Here is an 18479-nt window from a genome sequence, read left to right as displayed (position 1 = left end):
CAGGATCATCCCTGTAAAAGTTCCACATATCGCTTTAGCAAGCTGCTGATCTCTTCGGAGTCAAAGCGGCTTCCATCATAATCCAGCAACAGCTCAATCTTTTCAGTATGCGGGTCCATATGAACCAGCAGATTGAGCGGAAAGTGGAACGGATCAGATCCACTGCGTTGGAGTATGGTCAGCGGGGTGTCTTGATTCTGGGTGCGGTGATGGAAGTGGACCATATTCATTGTAGCAAAAAATGGATGATCCATCATCGTTGTTTGCAGGATATCCGTGTAAGGAAAACGGACAAAAGGCTCCATATCGATCAAAGCGTGGTGCACGGCTTGGATGCGTTCGGCGAGGGGAGCGTGTGCAAGGTGTCCTACAGGCTGGGCACATTGAGCACGCTCAGGAGGTTGAACCCCTTCGGCATGTACAGCGCATTCAGCAGGTTCAGCTACTTGAATAAGTTCAGCACCTCCTAATTTCCCACTGGAACGAGCTGGGCTTACAACCGGGACAAAATTCCACATCAGTCCAACCGTAGCCGTAGGAGTGGAAAGGCGTTCTGAGCGCCCGTTGGCGACCAGCCCGATGATCACGTTGTCTCGTTGGCTGTATTCGCGGATCAGATCGAGATAGGTACTGGTAAAGACTGCTTTTTGTGACACATTCAGCATTTGTGAAAGATTTTTGATATGTTGAACATGAGACGTGTCAAGAGAGTGGCTCATGGTGTGTCTAATGCTCTGGAGGCGTACTTGGTTATCAGTTAATGAATCTCCTGCCGTGCGCTTTTGCGGTGGGTAATCCATAGCCGTGTAACCTTGCAGATACTGTGCCCAAAAGTTTTTCGCATCAATAGAATCTCGCATTTCCTCTTCCAGAGCAACGAATTCTTTGTAAGAACCGCTCTTTTCTACGGTGGAAATAGAAGAAGCTGTGATTTCCGGCCCCGTGCCGTTTTGGGAGGATTGTGCCATTTTATTTTTGTAATCCTGATAGATGCTGAGCAATTGATTCTCCACCAGTACATTGCTCCAACCGTCGTAAATGGCGTGATGAATCGTCAGAGAAAGCCGGACTTCGCTTTGCGAGAGTTGAAACAGATGCAGTCGGAAGAGAGGACTGTCAAAACGAGTGAGATCAAATGGAGTGCAACGGTCTTTCAGCAAGGCTGCATTCACGTAAGCATCCTGATCCTCCTGGCTTTGGTGCATCAGATCATGGCGATTGATCAACAGTGGAAACGGACGGCGGACCAGCTGCCATAGGAAATCATCTTCGTCACGGCGCCAAAAGACCGTACGCAGACTGGAGTGTGCCTCGATGATGTGTGACAAAGCTCCTTCCAGCGCTTCCAAAGAGAAGCTGGGATCAAGAAGGTACCAGTTCATCTGGAAGACATAGACGGCTTCCTGCAAAGACAAGGCAGAAGGGGACAGGCCCTTCCCAACGCTTTCCTGAACAGTCTCAGAAAAAAGCGAACCACTGCTTCCTGCTACAGACTCGGTAAGACCATAGGCAGCGTTCTTTTGCCTAGACCAACCGTCACAGGAAAGCACCGCTTCTATCCCCGTATCAGCAAACCCGACTAACTCCGCATCACCTGTCGCTACCTCTCCCAACTGAGAATACCGCAACATCATCTCCTGCATACGCGTCGCAGGGTACGCCTCCTCGATCTCATCCGCAAAAGCCAGTTCACTCAAATCCAACTCCGGCAACAGATGAAACGGAATCGTTGCTGTCGTTTCATAGCTCAGATTGGCACACAGATTCGCAATCGTCTGATTCCGCAAAATATCAACGGGCCGAATAGGAATACCATGTTTCCCAGCTTCTTTCACCAACTGAATGGAACGGATTGAGTCACCGCCGAGCGTAAAGTAATTGTCATAGACCCCGATTGGTGAAACACGGAGCACACTCTCAAAAATGCTGACCAAAAGCTGTTCCGTTTCATTTCTCGGAGCAACATAGGATTCGCGCTCGCGGGCATTCCGGTCTGGGGTGGGCAGGGCTTTGCGGTCGATTTTGCCATTCGGTGTGAGCGGCAGGGAATCGAGCAACACGTAAGAGGTCGGGATCATGTAGGTCGGGAGCTTGGTCGAGAGTGACTGGAGAAGCTCACTGGTTGAGAAGGACGTACCTGGTTTAGGCACGATATAGGCACAGAGGTACGGATTGTCCTGATCATCGTCACGGGCGATCACGACTGCTTCGTGGACGGAGGACTCTTGCGAGATGACCGTCTCGATTTCGCTTAGTTCGATACGGTTCCCTCGGATTTTGACCTGATGATCGATGCGTCCGAGGAATTCCAGCTCACCCGCGGCATTTATCCGCACGAGGTCTCCTGTTTTGTACAGACGCTGGTTGGATTGAACTGGCTTCGACGACGAGAATGGGCTTGGAATGAAGCGCTCCTGTGTCATCTCAGGCTGGTTGTAATAGCCGCGGGCCAGATTGGCACCACCGATGTAGAGCTCTCCGATCCACCCAGTAGGAACGGGTTCCAGATGAGTGTCAAGTACATAGAGTTGGGTGTTGGCAATTGGTCGGCCTATCGGGATACTAGAGCGGGAGTCAGTCACTTCATAGGAGCTAATCCAGACGGTCGCTTCCGTTGGCCCATACATGTTGAGCAGACGCACATCCAGATGACGGCGCAGTTTATCAGCTAGAGAAGCGGGCAGGGCCTCACCCCCGAGCAGCACAAGACGTAGCGATCGCAGCGCAGCCAGTGTCTCCTCATCGTCACTGATGATTTTCATCAAGGAGGGGGTGCATTGCAGAATCGTCGGCTGATGCATCAGCAGCTGTTCGCGGATTTTTTCCGGAACAATCAGCGCAGCATCAGGCAGAATGATCACCGAGCAGCCTGTCGTCAGTGTCCACAGCAATTCCAGCACGGAAATATCAAAGCCGATGTTAGTCACAGTAAGCCAACGGTCGGCAGGGGAGCAGTCAATCCGTTGATCCATACCAGTAAAAAAGTTGATCAGATTGGCGTGGGTGATCATCACCCCTTTTGGCTTTCCTGTCGAGCCGGAGGTATACATGATATATGCAAGATTGTCTGGGGTCGATACGCGGTTGGGACTTGTAATCGGTTCGTTAGCCCATTCCACCGGCTCGGAATCAGAGAGGTTATCGAGATAGATGATGTGCAGGTGCTCTCCTGACAGCTGCATTCGGGATTGAAGCTGTCCGAAAAGAGCAGTGTCTGTGAGCAAGACAGGAGAATGAGTTTCCTGAAGCATATAGCTCAGGCGCTCCGCAGGCAGGGAAGGATTGAGCGGCAGATAGGCACCACCTGCTTTGAGGATGGCGAGCATGCCTACCACCATTTCGACAGATCGACTTGTCAGAATTCCGACGACGGTCTCAGCACCGACCCCCAGCCGTTGCAGGCGGTGAGCCAATTGGTTGGAGAGACGGTTCAGTTCGCCGTAGGTAAGAGTTTGATCCTGGCAGATGAGAGCAACCGCATCTGGTGTCTGATCAGCCTGCCGTTCAATCAACTCATCAATCCCAGCCAGATCAGGCAGAAGCGTATCCGTATCGTTCCATTGGTCAAGCAGTTCCCGCCGTTCCTCCTCATGCAAAAGCGGCAAGCGGGACAGCGGTACGTCAGGAGCGGCGACGATGGATGCCAAAAGCGTCTCAAAATGCTGAAGCATCCGGCGAATCGTAGCGGCTTCGAACAGGTCTGCATCATATTCCATCGTTCCCACCATCTCATCCGGCTGATCAATCAAGGCCAGATTGAGGTCAAACTTAGTGTAGCCAGTTGGAATTTCTTCTATGGTAATATCCACACCAGGGATTACGAATTCTTTGAGCGTAGCCGTCTGAAGACCAAACATCACCTGCGTGAACGGATTATGACTGCTGGAGCGCTCCGGCTTCAACTCGTCGATCACCATCTCAAAAGGCACATCTTGATTCAACAGCGCCCCCATGGTGATTTTACGAACCTGACGCAACAGATCAGAGAACGTAATGTCGCCTGACAAGTCACTTCGCAGAATGCAGGTATTCAAGAAAAAGCCGACGAGGTTTTGTACATCACCGCGGTGACGTCCACCTGTAGGCGTAGCCACAGGAACATCCGAATGCCCCGTATATCGGTACAGCAATGTCTGAAAAGCAGCCAGCATGGTCATAAACAAGGTAGTTCCTTCCCGCTGGCTAAGCTCCTTGAGCTGATCAATCAGCGGTTTGGGTAGATTCACATACGCCAATCCACCGCGAAAAGTACGGACAGCAGGACGCGGATGGTCAGTCGGCAGGTCAAATGTATCCAATCCACTCAACTGTTGTTTCCAGTAAGTCAGCTGGCGCGAGACGACGCGTTCATTGCTCAAAAACTCGCGCTGCCACAGCGTATACTCCGCGTATTGCATCGGCAACTCCTGCAACTCCTGCAACTCCGATCCTTCTCCGCCGACAAAAGCCGTATAAAGTACCCCCAGCTCACGTCCAATCACCCCAAGTGACCAGCCATCCCCAATCATGTAGGGAATCGTCACCACCAACACATGCTCCGTCTCTTCCAGCCGTATCAAGCGAACCCGGAACAACGCGCCCTGCTCCCATTGAAAAAGCCTGGAGGCATCCGCTTCCGCCAACTCTTTTGCCAGAAACTCACGCTCATCCTCCGGCAGAGAGGATAAGTCGTCAACCGGAAACCAAAATGTCTCAAGAGCCTCAAAAGGGGAGATCACCTGCACCGCTGTACCGTCCTGTACCAGAAAACGTGTCCGCAAAATCTCATGCCTCTGTACAATCGCAGCAAATGCTTTTTCCAATGCATGCACCTGCAACGATCCCGTCATCCGATAACGATAGGCGATGTGATACGAAGCCGTACCCGGATGGAATTGTTCAAAAAACCAAAGGCGTTCCTGACCAAAAGAGAGCGGAACAGTCCGCTCTCCTGTTTGCAGATGATTAGGCTGGGAGTAGGTCTGAGACAGGGTCATCGTTACTTACTCACTCCCATCTTTTGTCTTGGTTTGGTCAAAATGCGGATACTGCGTCGAGCGGTCTCTTCCAATTCATCCAACTGTTCTGGTGTATCGGCATCCATCAGCACGGATACGACACGGTCATCATTCCATTTTGGCTCATTCAGCAGTGCCCCTTGTTTTTTCAGAACGGTCACTTGGCGAATCGTTGGCGGATCACCTGCTGTACCGGGAACGGGCGGGATGCGCTTGCCTTTTTCTTCTGCCCAATAAGCCTCCACGTCAGGCAGACCTTCGATAACCACATCTTCTAGGATGCCTGGTTCGTAGGAAATGTAGATTTGGCGGGCATAACGGGTCGGTTTCGGATAGGAGGCTTCCATCCCGAGGGATACCTTGATCAGCTCCGGCTCCAGCATCTGTCCTGTAGCGAGATAGTAGAGAGCCTTGATGAAACCACCAGGACTGCGGGCGGCGATTTCCATCAGATAGACTTCACCGTCATCGGTGACGCGGTATTCGCCGTGAGTAATGCCGTCCTTTACTTCCAAACGGTCAAGAATAGCGCGGTTCGCAGCAAGCAGGGTCTGTGTCTCCTGCTCGGTCAGATTGGCCGCTGGAACGGTATGCCCCATCTCGATGAAGTAGAGAGAAGAGCGGTCGATCGCCGCTTTTTGGGTGATGTTTTCGAAAAGGATCTGACCGCCTTGCACGATGGTCTCCACGGAGAATTCCCGACCGTGAATCTGTGCTTCGAGCAACAGTACTTCGTCTGCCGGATAGGTAGGCAGCTGTTGAGCCAGCATAGCCTGATCGGTAATCAACTGAATGCCTGATTTGGAGTGACGGCCTACAGGTTTGAGCACAGCAGGAAAAGCGTCGAAGGTATGGAGCACCTCACTGCGCTTGTCAGGCGTGATGGAGACGAAAGAGGGGCTCCATTCTTCCAGATAAATTCGCTGCAAATGCTTATTGCGGCAGACGATGCTGGCCCGCAGACCCGGAGTAGGAACGCCCAGAAAATCTGCCACCATACCAGCAGCCTCGACGAACACATCCTTGATGTTATAGACGCCGACAATCTCATATACATCCGACCATGTATCAACCTGCTGCATGATACTGGTGTGATCCAGATAGTGAACCAGCGACAATTCGCTGATCATCGAGAAAGGATGGGTGGAGTCGTCCTTATATTGTTCGAATTGCATTTGCAGACTTTTAGACGGTTCATCAAACACCAGCAGGGTGAGGTTATGGGATCGGATGGAGGTTAGAAAAGCGGTATAGCGTGTGGTCGCACCGAACAGGATGAATGCTTGTGGTTTTGTCATGTTCTACACCTCAGTTTGTTATGATTTCACAATGCGGCAAGGAACGGCGCAAAGACTCGATACCCGCTTCGGTCAGCCCAGTGTTGCGCACGTCCAGGTAGCGCAGCTTGGTTAGTCGTTGCAGATCAGACAGACAAGCATCCGTGATCCGGGTGTCACGCAAGCCGAGATACTCCAGATTCTCCAAACGGCTGATGTACTTGACTCCGGCATCACCTACACGCGTGTTGGCTGTTTTCACTTTGCGGAGCAGAGGGAATTCATGGACAAAAGCAAGCCCTTCGTCGGTAACCTGTGTCGAACCAAGATCAAGCTCGATCAACTGGGTGAGATGACGCACATGTGCAAGGTCGGCATCCCCGATACGTGTCCACCCGAGATCGACCGCCTGCAAGTCATCTGCTTGCACGCCACGCAGCGGGGCGAGATCGGTCCGAGGTTCACGGATGAAGCTGATCGCTAGCTCGACATCATCAGAGATGTCAACTGTGCCACGGGCTTCGGCGATATTTTCCCACTTGTCTGTCCCCGGTGGACGTGTGCTGAGACGGGCTTTGGACCATTGATCAGGGAAGGTGAGGGTTCTTTTTCGCATGGTGCTGACAGGTGCTGCTTCTGCAAGTGTCGCGGCGGTTTCGAGGGTAGCCGCGCTGGAAGAGGGGGTAGGAACTGCGATATCAGCAACCGTGACACCTGAGTCGGAACCGTTGCTGGCAGTTCTGCTGCTGGTACTGCTGGTAATGATGCTGATGCTGCCAACTACCTCGGCTTCGCACGCATCCAGCTCCTGTGGACTCTGTGCATCGATCAAAAAGGATACCGAGCGCTCAAACGAGCTGGCGATCACGGACAGCTTGTCGCCGTGTTTACGCTGCACACGGATTTGGCGGAGGGCAGCGGATTCCGTTTTTTCACCCGGCTGTGGAACAGGCAGATGATCCTTTTCCGCTGTCCAGAGAGGTTTGACTCCGCATGTATGTCTCACCTGAACATCCTCAAGAACCCCTTCTGGATGCTGGATATAGACTTGACGGGCATAACGGTGGGGAGCAGGATAAGTGACCTTTTGACCCATCGCGATGGTAACAATAGCGGCTTCCATCGATTCACCTGTCGCATAATGATAGAGCTGCAGAATGGCGTCTCCCGGACAACGTGCCGCGATCTCCATCAGATAGACGCGTCCATTATCCGTCAGACGGTATTCGGCGTGGCTGATCCCATCCATGAAGGCGAGTCGTGAGAGAATGTTGCGGTTGGCCACCAGCAGGGCTTCGCGCTCCGCATCGGTAAGACCAAGTGCAGGGATGGTATGACCCATCTCTACAAAAAAGGATGTATCCTGTTCATTCGTCCGTTTTTCGGTCACATTTTCAAAGATAATCTCACCGTTTTGCAGCAGGCACTCTACGGAAAATTCGCGGCCTTCGATACGCTCTTCGACCAACAGCACCTCATCCTGTGGATAGCTGTCCAGACAAGCAAGCAGCTCGGTCTGATCATAAATCAGCTGCACACCGGAACTGGAGCTGCGCCCGACTGGCTTGAGTACCGCAGGATATTGGTCAAAACGAAGCGCCTCCTCATAACGAGCCGTCGGTGGCAGATACACATACGCCGGACTTGCTTCCTGTAAATACAGTCGTTGCAAATGCTTGTTACGGCACACTCGGGATGCACGGATGCCAGGGGAGGGGAGCTTCAAGTAATCCGCAGAGAGAGCAGCGGATTCCACGAAAATTTCTTTCAGACTGCACACACCCCGCAGGTCATACTTCTGCGACCAAGCCACCATCTGCTCCATGATGCCGGGCAGATCGTTTTTGGACAGAAAACGCACCTCGTCGATCTGGTGAAACGGATCAGCCGGATCGTCAGCGAGTCGGTCAAGCCGGTTTTGGATACCTTGGTTGGGTTCGTCGAGGATCAACAGGGTAAGTCCCTGTTCCTTGATCGCCGGGATGTAAGCGGGATATTTGGTGATCGCAAACCCACCCAGCAGGGCAAAGGCGGGTTTTTTAGTCGTGGTCATGGTCATGAGAGTACCCCCTGTCGTATCGTGATTCTCGTTGGATTGGATGCATTGAGCGGCTGGACGCTCCCGCGAAGCTGTGCGTTCGGGGTACGCTTGGACAGCACAACCTGGCGCTGCCCATCCGGTTCCATATGAAAGTAATTATGATCAGGCAAAAAATTCGTACACTTGATGGCAACTGCTTGGGCAAATTTTTTGCTGGTGACGGTCAACAGATAAGTCCCATCCGGTCTTTCCTCAGCGGTCGCTTCCACTCCAATATCGTTTTCTTGTGTATGGGGGCGGCCGCAGGGGAAATAAAAGCAGTCACTGACCAGCTGTCCTGCTTGGTCGTAGAGTGTCGCGACGATGAAGTCCTGTGCAGGCGGCCCGAAACGATACGCATACGTCAGATCACGGAAGCCGTCGAAGCACTCATCCACGGAAAAAGAAACCGACTGCCGCGGCAGCACCGTCAAGTCCCGCTTCGCCTCGGCGACAAGTCCGCCTTGGTATCGGTACAAACCAATGTGCAGTGTCCCTGTAAGCACCTCTGGTTTTTCATTGACGGCATGAAGATACAACCCGCTCATCACCTCATCCGCGAAGAAGATGGCAGTAGGCGCAAACGCCCGTTTTAGATAGTAATAAGCTGATTTTGGATATCCGGTTGCATCGATCACGCCCCAGCCAGCCCCCGGCAAAAAATCCTGCAAAAACCAGACCAATCCACCTTGGCAGGTAGAGTCAGCCCGACGCCAGTCAGCGAATACTTCTGTCATTACCTCGCCCGGAGTAACCCGTCCTAATGCCAAGTAACGTTCCATATTGCTGTAACGAAGCCTTGTCGGATCAGCAGCGAACAGCTTCGTCATATAGTGGTCACGGATCTCTTCAAAATCCCAACCCACACCATTATCCCGCATGGTACGCATTTTCCAGCGGGGGTGAAGGACGGAGAGTTCACCCGGATTAATAAACAGATCAATCGTATGATCTTCTGGAATATTTGCAAAAGTCACACATTCCGTGGCAAAACGAACCTCCGCACGCCGCGCATCTTCAAGCGGATGCAAAAATGCCCCAGGAGCCTGATAGTGACTGTTCCCATGATTCGGATGGAAGGGCAGGACCCCACCGCTCGGACTCGACGGCCAGTACGGCACACCTTTACTGTATTCGGCGCAGAGTGCAGGCAATTTTTTGGAGAAAAAATGATTGCTCCAAGTTTCACGCGGTAAACCAAGCATTGAAGCCTGCTGTTCCACCTCATTATTACCACACAAAAGTGCCAGAGACGGATGGGACTGCAGGCGGTTCAGCACTTGACGAACCTCTGCCTCCACATTGGTCATGAACGCCTCATCCTGCACCGGATAGTCCATGTTGGAAAACATAAAGTCCTGCCAAACCATGATGCCCAACTCGTCGCATAGTTGATAGAATGCATCGCTCTCATAGATCATCGTCCCGCTCAACCGGAGCATATTCATCCCAGCATCACGAACCATGGTAAGCGTATGGCGCAATTGTTCAGGGGAAGCGGACAGGGTGTTGATATCCAAGGTCGTCCAGTTCGCACCACGGCAAAAGACCGTACAGCCATTCACCTGAAACGTAAAGTCAGCAAGATCCGGGTCAGCAGCGGCCGGAAGCTCAATCTGCCGGAACCCAATCGGATGTGAGACAACCTCCATCGTCTGATCGGGAAAATGAAGCGCAAGTCCTACCTCATAGAGCGGCTGCTCCCCGTGCGTATGCGGCCACCACAGCTCTACATCCGCAATACGAAGCTCCCCGCTCAATCTAAGTGTATGACCATCTTTCTCCCACGATAATTCCTGCTGGCAATCGCAGACCATTAGTACAGCATGAGTCAGAGGCTGATCATCTTGATCGGCCAGATTGACCGTTACCCGACAGGCAACGATGCCATCACTTCCTACCACAGTAGGTGTGACGTGGAAGTTTTCAATCGTTCTCATAGGTCTTTCTTCTATTAAAATAGGCATCCAAGGACCTACAGCGCGGATTGGCGGAGTCCAGCCCGGCATTCTTCCGAGCAGGGTCGTACGATACCAGCGCAAGTGCTGGTCGTTCACCAGCCGTGTCTTCCACATCGGGCGGGGATGCTTTTTGTCCAAGAGCGCCTGAAGAGAGTGGAAGTGCAGGTACAGTTCATTATCCTCCAGAAGCTGGGATGTAATCTCTGTCTCATACTCACGGAACATATTATCTGTCGACAAGAGAAGTGTCCCATTCAGCCAGACATCGGCGATGCTAGCTAACCCCTTCAGCTGGAGAATCATCTGGGTTTTGTCCGCTTGTGAATAGGAGAATCGGCACCGGTACCACCAATCGCTCGCATCCAGATTTTTGTGTTGATAGGAATCCCACAGCTGTGTGGCTTGAAGAGAGGAGGCGACAGTACCTGGAACCTGTGCCGGCAACCAGCGAAGGGCCAGATTCGCCAATCCGGCAGGCTCCATGACTTCACCGACAGCGGTCTCTGCCAGTTCCCATGCGTGCAGCAGGTCGGTTTGGCGATAGGTAGTAATAGATTGGATTCTAGTCATGATAGAATTGCCCACCTTTTGGAAAAATAGGGAGTGTACCTTTCGGATATGAAACGTAAATGATGTTGTAAATATACGAACAAAAGCATATAAATTCTGAACATATGGAATTTTTTTCAATTCTGTATTAAATATAGTATATAGATTTTGTCGGAATCAGACAAGAATTCTGACTGTAATTGTAACCTTTTAGGACAAAATCTATTTTTGTGACAAATTTTTTGAAGGAGGCAAGGGATGACAGCAGTTACATACGGTTCTGGTGCGAATGGACCTGGACATTGTTTTCATCAACACCTGACGTTTTACTTGCGAACAGCCGGAGCGCCTGTTCCACCTGCTGCTGCTTATGCGGGATATGTCTTGCGCTGGGAGGATCTCTGGTCTGCAGTGACTGGGCGCAAGCAGATGTTTGACGCCGCCGCTGACCATTTTGCCGGCTATACCGAATCCAGCCAATGCTTCGAAAAGTACGGCCTCTCGATTGAGCGCATCCCGTTTCAACCGGAGACAGTAGATGCCGATATTCGCGCGGCAAAGGAGCAGAATGCCCTGTTGCTGGCGGCTGTTGACACCTACTATTTGCCGTCGTTTGTGGAATATCAGCAGGTACATGGACTAACGATGTGCGCTTTGTTAGATGCTCCAGACGGTACGGGTAACATCGATCTTTGGCACTGGGAGAATTCTTCTATGGTGCCATCGGAATTGGTTGCGCAATCAATTACCCAACAAGGTTCGAAGGTATGGAAATTGGAAATCAACCAAGCGACAAGACTGCCGGCCCAAGAGCTTTTGGATCAGGCACTCGAAGCGTACGAGGTATTGGGAGAGCCATCCAGCCAAGCCGTCACAGCGTATACTGACAAAATCGAAGTGATGGTCAATGAAGACCCGCCGCTGCCTGATGACGAATCCCAGCGCAACATTTTATTTCATGTGCCATACCGCCTCCTGCAGAATGGGAGCTTCCGCACGATCTGGCTGGTACGCTCTGCGGCCAACCGTCTGATGCATGCCCGCGGGACTTTTGAAGAACTGCTGCAATGGGGGGCTGCCTCAAGCGATCATCCTGCGATCGAAGCGATTCTCCCGCTTGCCAAGGACGCCTATACCAAATGGAAAACGGTCAACGTGGTCTGTGCCCGCTATGACATCTACCCGAATGCACGGACACTGCCGATTATTTATAAGCAATTGCAAGAGGCGCTGGATGCCGACGCGCGTCTGGGACAAGCCTGCCGCCAATCTAAAGAAAGAGGTGTACGCTCATGACCATGACCATCGATCAATTAGATGCTGTATTTAACCGGATTATTGCCGAAGCTGTAGCAGAAGAATTCCGTGACAAGATCACAGACGATACCGATCTGCTCGATGTAGGTCTGGACTCGTTTAATCTGATCAAAATCATTATGCAACTGGAGGACGAGCTGGGGATTTTCTGGCCGGTCGAACAACTGGCAGAGCATGAGAATTTCACCGTGGTAAGCACGCTTCGTACAGCCTGCCACCAATATGCGGAAGGTACCGTGCTTGTTGAAGGAGACAAATCATTATGATCACGCAGACCATGCAGGAGGCGGTTCTCGCCTTTTTGGCAGAGCGCGGTCATGACCCAAAACAGTTCGAATCAGGGACGGAAGCGATTGAACTAGGATCGCTGGAGTACGTGGCTTTGTTGCTTTATGTGGAGAAAAGTCTGGATATGGCTGTCGATGACGGGATCTTTTTTGAAGAAGGCTTGCCGTCTACGCTGGATCACATCTGTGAACGGCTCATGCTGGCCGCACAGACATAAGGGTGATGAGTATGAATACGCTGCGAAGCTTGTTTCTCGATCGGGTGGCCCAGACCCCGTCTTCGCTGTATTTGACCGATGCAATGCAAAGTCTGACCTATCAAGAGACACTCACCGAAGCGCAAAAACGCGCCACCTATCTGATGGCACGCGGTGCGGGAGCGGGTCAACGGCTTCTTATCGTCGATGTGGAGCCGATGCAGACGGCGTTATGGCTGTTGGCTGCGGTTTTGACAGGGACGGTTTTTGTTGTGCTTCACCGGGATACATCGGCACAGAGAATGCGCTATCTGCTGGAAAATGCAGAGCCAATCGGGGTGGTTGATCTCGGTACACGACGCGCTGACGCGTATCAGCAGTCGGCTGCGCTGAGATTTGTCATCGACAGACGCGAAGCAGCGGACGATTGTGAGCAGTTGGATTGGAGTGTGAGTGACAGCATCATCGAGACCGACCTTGCTTTGATGGTCTACACATCAGGCAGCACCGGTCAGCCAAAAGGCATCATGTGTCCCAACCGTAGTGTGATTGCAGCGGTTACGGCGATCAATGCGTTCCTGAACAATCAGCCGGACGACCGGATTGGTGTGCTTTTGCCGCTGTCATTTGACTACGGGCTGTATCAGCTTTTCCTCGCGATGCAGGCAGGCTCGTCGGTCGTGTTCCTCAATGAATTCCGCACCGCCGTTGATCTGGTGGGTCAGCTGCGGGAGCATCGGATCACCGGTTTTCCGGGACTGCGCTCCGTTTTTGTCCCGCTGGTGCGTGTGAAAAAAGAAGACGCCACACTGCCCGACCTGCGCTATATCTCCAACACGGGCGATGCACTGCCGCCTGCCTTAATCGAGAAAATGACGCAGCACTTCCCACAGGCTAAGCTGTTTTTGATGTATGGGCTATCCGAGTGTAAACGGGCGCTTGTTCTACCACCTGAGCGAGTGGGGCAAAAACCAACCTCTGTCGGCAGACCGATTCCCGGAACCCGTGCCTATGTCGCATCGGAGACGGGCGAACCGTTGCCATACGGTGTGACGGGAGAGCTTGTGCTGGAAGGGCCGCATGTCATGGCAGGTTACTGGAAGGCTCCAGAAGAGACTGCAGATAAATTTTTGCTGGGTCCAGCCGGTCAGCCGCGACTGCGGTCAGGGGATCTGTTCTATCAGGATGAAGATGGAGATCTCTATTTCGTTGCACGTAAAAGCGAACTGATCAAGAGCCGTGGATTCCGCATCAGCCCGCGCGAAGTGGAGGCAGCGGTGCTGGACGCTCATCCGGCTGTGCGAGAATGCCTGGTGTATGGGATCGAAGACGACCTGCTCGGACAAGCAGTATGTGCAGATGTGACGGTGGACGATCACAGCTTGACCGTTGCCGAGATTTTTGCCAGCCTGCGCGTGGGCACAGATGAACACCTCATCCCGACCCGCATCCGCATCGTCGAGTCTATGCCGCACACCTCGTCAGGTAAATACAGCCGCCGCACCGCGATGGAGAGCAGCCTATGATGCGGGCCACATCAACAACACATCCACAGGTGATCAGTTCCGAAAAGGCGGTAGCCCGGCTGCTCAACTTGGCGCGTCAGGCACAGGAACAGGTTCCGTTTTATCAAAAAAGCTTCAATGGTATCGACTTTACCTCACCGCTGACCGCTCTTACCGATCTGCCGTTTCTGACCAAAGATCAGGTGCGGGCAGCCCAGCAAGATATCGTCAAGCAGGGGATGATCGATCATCCTGATACCGTACTGGAATATACCAGCGGCTCGACCGGGATTCCACTTAAGCTTGTACGATCCCGCACCGAGCTGATGAAGGGGGCCAAGAGTCTCTGGCGGTCGCGTGCGCAGTTTTTCCCGGATGTGATGTTCACGCCGGGTGTACAGGTCTCTGCCAGTGAGTTGATTCAGCAGGAAGCGAAGACCGATCAGACGATTATTTTGTCTGCTTTTGATCTGCGACCGGACCGGGTGGAGCAGTATCTCGATCAGATCGATTATCATAAGCCCGCATGGCTTCGCGGTCATCCCGCGATACTGGCTGTCTTGGCGGAGGGGATGCGGCGGGTCAATCGCCGGTTTACGCATAAGCTGGTTTTCGTCGAGAGCAACAGCGGATGGCTGCAGGATGAGACGCGGGACTTGCTTGCGGAGATGTTCGACTGTCCGATCGCCAACCATTATGGCACGCGTGAGACCTATACGATTGCCTACGAGTGTCCACACGGCACGATGCATCTGCAAGACGACATGGTCGTCGCTGAACTGCACACGCGGGAGGAAGGAATTGGTCATGAGCTGGTGGTATCGAGTCAGATTTTTGAGACGATGCCGTTCATCCGCTATCGGGTGGGGGATCTGGTCGAGTCGGGGACGGGGCAGTGTGCTTGCGGATCAAGTGCTCCAGAGCTTCGGCCTTTTGGCGGGCGGAGCAATGAATTGATCGAAGGTACCGTTCTGGTCGGCACGTATGTCTTCCACGTCCTCGTCACCAAAATACTGAAAGCCGGGTACGACATCATGCAGTATCAGGTCTATCAAACCGGACTGGACACCTTCGACGTTCAGTTAGTGCTCGCAGATCCGACGAGCCTTCAGGGCATTGCCGACCGTTTTGTGAAGGAGGCGGCTTCGATCTTGCCGAACGCTTCGTTTTCCTTCCAAGCCGTGGATCATATCGAACCGACTCGTGGTGGAAAGGTACAGGTGTTTGTGAAATGTCTGTAAAAAAACAAGTGCTGAGTGTCGAACCGATTTATACCGGTTTTTCTTCGATCGCAACTTGTCACTATCAAAATCTTGCTAACATTCTGGAAGCTCAGGGACTCGCTGATGCCCGTCGCAAAATCTGCCTCTCGTGGGGATTCGGCTGGCGGGAAGAAGCGGTACCTGGCATCCTCTACGGCGGTAATCGCTGGGCCGATGTGAGCAGCCAAGCGTTTTCTCTTCAACTGAAAAAGATGGTGTTTGACTCGTGGGAAACAGCCTCTGCCTATGAGGACGAGGTAATTGCTGCGGGTGTTCCCTATGTAGTTGAGGTGGATGCTTTTGTGCTGCCGAGTCCTTATCACGATAAAGAGCATGTGGTACATACCGTAACCGTACTGAACAAAGAGGATGGGTCGGTCACGATTCTGGACAACACCAACAACCCGGCACCAGCGCGTTATACACTTGATCACTATAAAGAAATGCGCTCGCATCCATGCGAAGGTCGGGAAGACCCATTCGTCCTGTATGTGTCGCTTCCGGCCAATCCGGTCAATGCGGTGACCAATACGGCGATGCAGGCTCTTTTGCATGCGGTGGAGCGGCATTGGGATCAGGATGTTGTGGTCTTGGACGCTTTTATGGAATGGGCGGGGAGCAATACAGAGCCGATCAATGTCTGTCGGGTAGCCGGAGAGCGGGAGTATCTGCAGTTATTGTTCCAGTGGTTCAGTGAGGATCATCCGAATCTGGCACCGATTGCCCAAGAGTTCGGTGATCTGGCTGACCGCTGGTATCTGCTGCACATGATGACGGCGAACGAAACCACTGTCCATACAGCCAAGCGCGCACGCAACCTGCGCCTGTTACAAGAGCTGAGACAGCGCGAGCATGCTTTTAAAGACAAGGTATGTGAGGCCCTGCGCCAAGAGCTTGGCCAATCCTAATTCGGAGGTGCACCTATGAAAGAGTGTAAAGTTCCTTTTCTTGATCGAGAGCAAGCATTTGAACAAATCCGCAAGACCTATGATATAGAAGAAACCCGTCGCGGCAAGGTGAAAAACCTGACCCAAGTCGTCGCCAACTCTCCAATGGCTTGGCAGACGACCAGCCGCGCTCTGCAAATCTATCTCGCCCTGCAAAAGGTGAACAAGCAGCTCCGCGACCTCTTATGCCTCTACACCTCTGTATTGAACGGCTGCGAGTACTGCATTGACGATGCGGCAGGTGAAGCTTTGATCAACGGATGGACATCCGAGCAGCTCCGCGCGTTGGCGGGCGATTACAGCCATGGCGATACCTTCCCCCCGGCGGAAGTGGCGGCCCTGCACTATGCCAAGGCGTTGACCCTGCAACCGGTCAACTATGATCACGCGATTATGGATGAATTGAAAAAGCACTATGACACCGAAGCCGTGATGGAGATCACAACGGTTGTCTCGATGAAAAACTTCTGGAACCGCTTTGCGGCAGGGCTGGGGATTCCGAGCGAACTGTACTGCCCGGATCAGGCTCTGGTGCAGGAGCTGTTGGATTACACCCGCACCACGTACGCGAATACGACTCCTTAAAGCGAACCGCTAAGCACGAAATTTGAACCCAACCCCCAAAACTCAACTGATCCCTAGGAGGAACAATACAATGATCGAACAAATCCGCGCAATTTTAGCTGAACATGGACGTCTGATGATTGATATGGAAGAACTGAAAGAAGATACCGACTTGTATGAAGCAGGCATGACCTCACATGCAAGCGTCAACGTGATGCTTGCACTGGAGAACACATTTGACCTGGAGTTCCCTGACCGTATGCTTGCCCGCGCCGTTTTCACCAGCATTCTCAGTATCCGTGATGCATTGCTGGAGCTGGGCGTAGAAGAAGAAGCCGTTAAGGAAGCCTAATCTATGGAGACCATCGTACGGCAACGAACCATTTTCGAAATCGTTGATCAAATCGGTCAAGAGGTACTCGCCAAGGCTGCTCCTGATGTGGATGCCCAATCCCGTTTTCCACAGGAAGCGATGGACGCGATGCGCCAGAATGGGCTGCTGTCTGTCGCCATCCCACAGGTATACGGCGGTCTCGGTCTTGATGTGAAGTCGCTTATGCAGATCGCAGAGACGCTTGGCAAATACTGCTCCGCTTCCGCGATGATCTGGGCGATGCATCAGGCGCAGGTGGCCTGCTTGGTTCAACATGCTGACTCCTCTCAATTCTTCCGCCACTATCTGCGTGAGATCGCCGAAAAGCAGCTGCTGATCGCCTCGATTACATCCGAGGCCGGAGTCGGTGGAGACATCGGGACAAGCATCGCTGCTGTCGAGACAGAGGGCGCGATGTCCCGTCTGACCAAGGAAGCGACCGTCATCTCTTACGGGGAGTACGCCGACAGCTATCTCGTCACCGCCCGCCGCACACCAGAATCAGCGGGGAACGACCAAGTGCTGGTACTCCTCAAGCGTGAAGAGGTCGAGCTGACCAAGACTGGCGGCTGGGACACACTGGGGATGCGAGGCACATGCAGTCCACCTTTCCACGTCACGGCCACTTTTCCTACTGAACAGATCGTCCCGGTTCCATTCAGCCAGATCTCCGCAGAGACGATGGCACCGCTCTCCCACATTCTCTGGGCAGGCTGCTGGCTCGGCATCGCGACCGATGCACTCAACCGTGCGCGTAAATACGTGCAAGCCAAGGCCCGCAAAAACCTCGGCGGCGACCAGCAGGGCAGCACACGTCTTGCCGAAGCGATCAACCTGCTCAATCTGATGCGCAACAATATCATCGCGTCAGTCTCTGAGTATGAGGAGCTGATGGCAGAAGGCGAGAGCGGCCGGGCCAAGTGCAACAGTATGGCGTATACGATCAAAATCAATACGCTCAAAATCACATCCTCTCAACTGGTCGCCCAGATCGTCCAGGAAGCTCTGCTCATCTGCGGCATGGCCGGTTATGCCAATGAATCTCCATACAGTGTAGGCCGCCATCTGCGTGATGCGCTCTCCGCTGCACTGATGATCAACAACGACCGCTTGACCGCGACCAATGCGAAGCTGTCCCTGATCCAAAAAAACCTGTAAAAAGA

Annotated in this window: 13 protein-coding genes; 9 read left to right on the top strand and 4 right to left on the bottom strand. The window is 52.8% G+C overall.

Going from position 1 to position 18479, the window contains the following annotated elements; genetic code table 11:
• Positions 1–5: 5 nt before the first annotated feature.
• Genes FGI41_RS01670 through FGI41_RS01655 form a run of 4 tightly spaced genes read right to left on the bottom strand, consistent with a single transcriptional unit; the run spans position 6 to position 10885 of the window.
• A complete protein-coding gene (locus tag FGI41_RS01670) occupies positions 6–4976 on the bottom strand; it encodes a non-ribosomal peptide synthetase (protein ID WP_139488155.1) in 4971 nt (1656 codons plus the stop codon).
• Between the two features lie 2 nt (positions 4977–4978).
• Positions 4979–6295 carry an ATP-grasp domain-containing protein gene (locus FGI41_RS01665; protein WP_139488154.1) on the bottom strand — a complete coding sequence of 439 codons (1317 nt, stop codon included), beginning with the start codon at positions 6293–6295 and terminating at the stop codon, positions 4979–4981.
• Between the two features lie 10 nt (positions 6296–6305).
• A complete protein-coding gene (locus tag FGI41_RS01660) occupies positions 6306–8333 on the bottom strand; it encodes an ATP-grasp domain-containing protein (RefSeq protein WP_139488153.1) in 2028 nt (675 codons plus the stop codon).
• Positions 8330–10885, bottom strand: a complete 2556-nt coding sequence (locus FGI41_RS01655; RefSeq protein ID WP_139488152.1) for a glycoside hydrolase family 2 protein — start codon at positions 10883–10885, stop codon at positions 8330–8332. Before FGI41_RS01655 ends, FGI41_RS01660 begins: the two co-directional genes overlap by 4 nt.
• 237 nt (positions 10886–11122) lie before the next feature.
• On the opposite strand from FGI41_RS01655, the gene FGI41_RS01650 reads away from it, so the two are divergent.
• The 9 genes from FGI41_RS01650 to FGI41_RS01610 all read left to right on the top strand — a co-directional run bounded on the left by FGI41_RS01650 (position 11123) and on the right by FGI41_RS01610 (position 18474).
• The gene (locus tag FGI41_RS01650) at positions 11123–12160 is read left to right on the top strand and encodes a hypothetical protein (protein ID WP_139488151.1); all 1038 of its coding nucleotides are present in this window, start codon (positions 11123–11125) and stop codon (positions 12158–12160) included.
• The gene (locus FGI41_RS01645; protein ID WP_139488150.1) at positions 12157–12447 is read left to right on the top strand and encodes an acyl carrier protein; all 291 of its coding nucleotides are present in this window, start codon (positions 12157–12159) and stop codon (positions 12445–12447) included. The genes FGI41_RS01650 and FGI41_RS01645 overlap by 4 nt, the downstream gene beginning before the upstream one ends.
• The gene (locus FGI41_RS01640) at positions 12444–12686 is read left to right on the top strand and encodes a hypothetical protein (RefSeq protein ID WP_139488149.1); all 243 of its coding nucleotides are present in this window, start codon (positions 12444–12446) and stop codon (positions 12684–12686) included. The genes FGI41_RS01645 and FGI41_RS01640 overlap by 4 nt, the downstream gene beginning before the upstream one ends.
• An 11-nt stretch (positions 12687–12697) precedes the next feature.
• Positions 12698–14191, top strand: coding sequence for a class I adenylate-forming enzyme family protein (locus FGI41_RS01635; RefSeq protein ID WP_176560071.1), 1494 nt, complete (start codon positions 12698–12700; stop codon positions 14189–14191).
• Positions 14188–15411 (top strand): phenylacetate--CoA ligase family protein, encoded by a 1224-nt coding sequence (locus FGI41_RS01630; RefSeq protein WP_139488147.1) that lies wholly within the window; start codon positions 14188–14190, stop codon positions 15409–15411. The genes FGI41_RS01635 and FGI41_RS01630 overlap by 4 nt, the downstream gene beginning before the upstream one ends.
• Positions 15402–16340, top strand: coding sequence for a hypothetical protein (locus FGI41_RS01625; RefSeq protein WP_139488146.1), 939 nt, complete (start codon positions 15402–15404; stop codon positions 16338–16340). The genes FGI41_RS01630 and FGI41_RS01625 overlap by 10 nt, the downstream gene beginning before the upstream one ends.
• Positions 16341–16355: 15 nt before the next feature.
• A complete protein-coding gene (locus FGI41_RS01620; protein ID WP_139488145.1) occupies positions 16356–16964 on the top strand; it encodes a carboxymuconolactone decarboxylase family protein in 609 nt (202 codons plus the stop codon).
• A gap of 70 nt (positions 16965–17034) precedes the next feature.
• Complete coding sequence (locus tag FGI41_RS01615; RefSeq protein WP_139488144.1) at positions 17035–17295, top strand: acyl carrier protein; 261 nt, start codon at positions 17035–17037, stop codon at positions 17293–17295.
• Positions 17296–17298: 3 nt separating this feature from the next.
• On the top strand, positions 17299–18474 hold the full coding sequence (locus FGI41_RS01610; protein WP_139488143.1) for an acyl-CoA dehydrogenase family protein: 1176 nt from the start codon (positions 17299–17301) through the stop codon (positions 18472–18474).
• The last annotated feature ends 5 nt before the right edge of the window (positions 18475–18479 follow it).

It is taken from the genome of Brevibacillus dissolubilis, assembly GCF_006170445.1.
GTDB classification, from domain to species: Bacteria; Bacillota; Bacilli; order Brevibacillales; family Brevibacillaceae; genus Brevibacillus_B; species Brevibacillus_B dissolubilis.
This window is presented reverse-complemented; position numbering and strand designations above follow the sequence as displayed.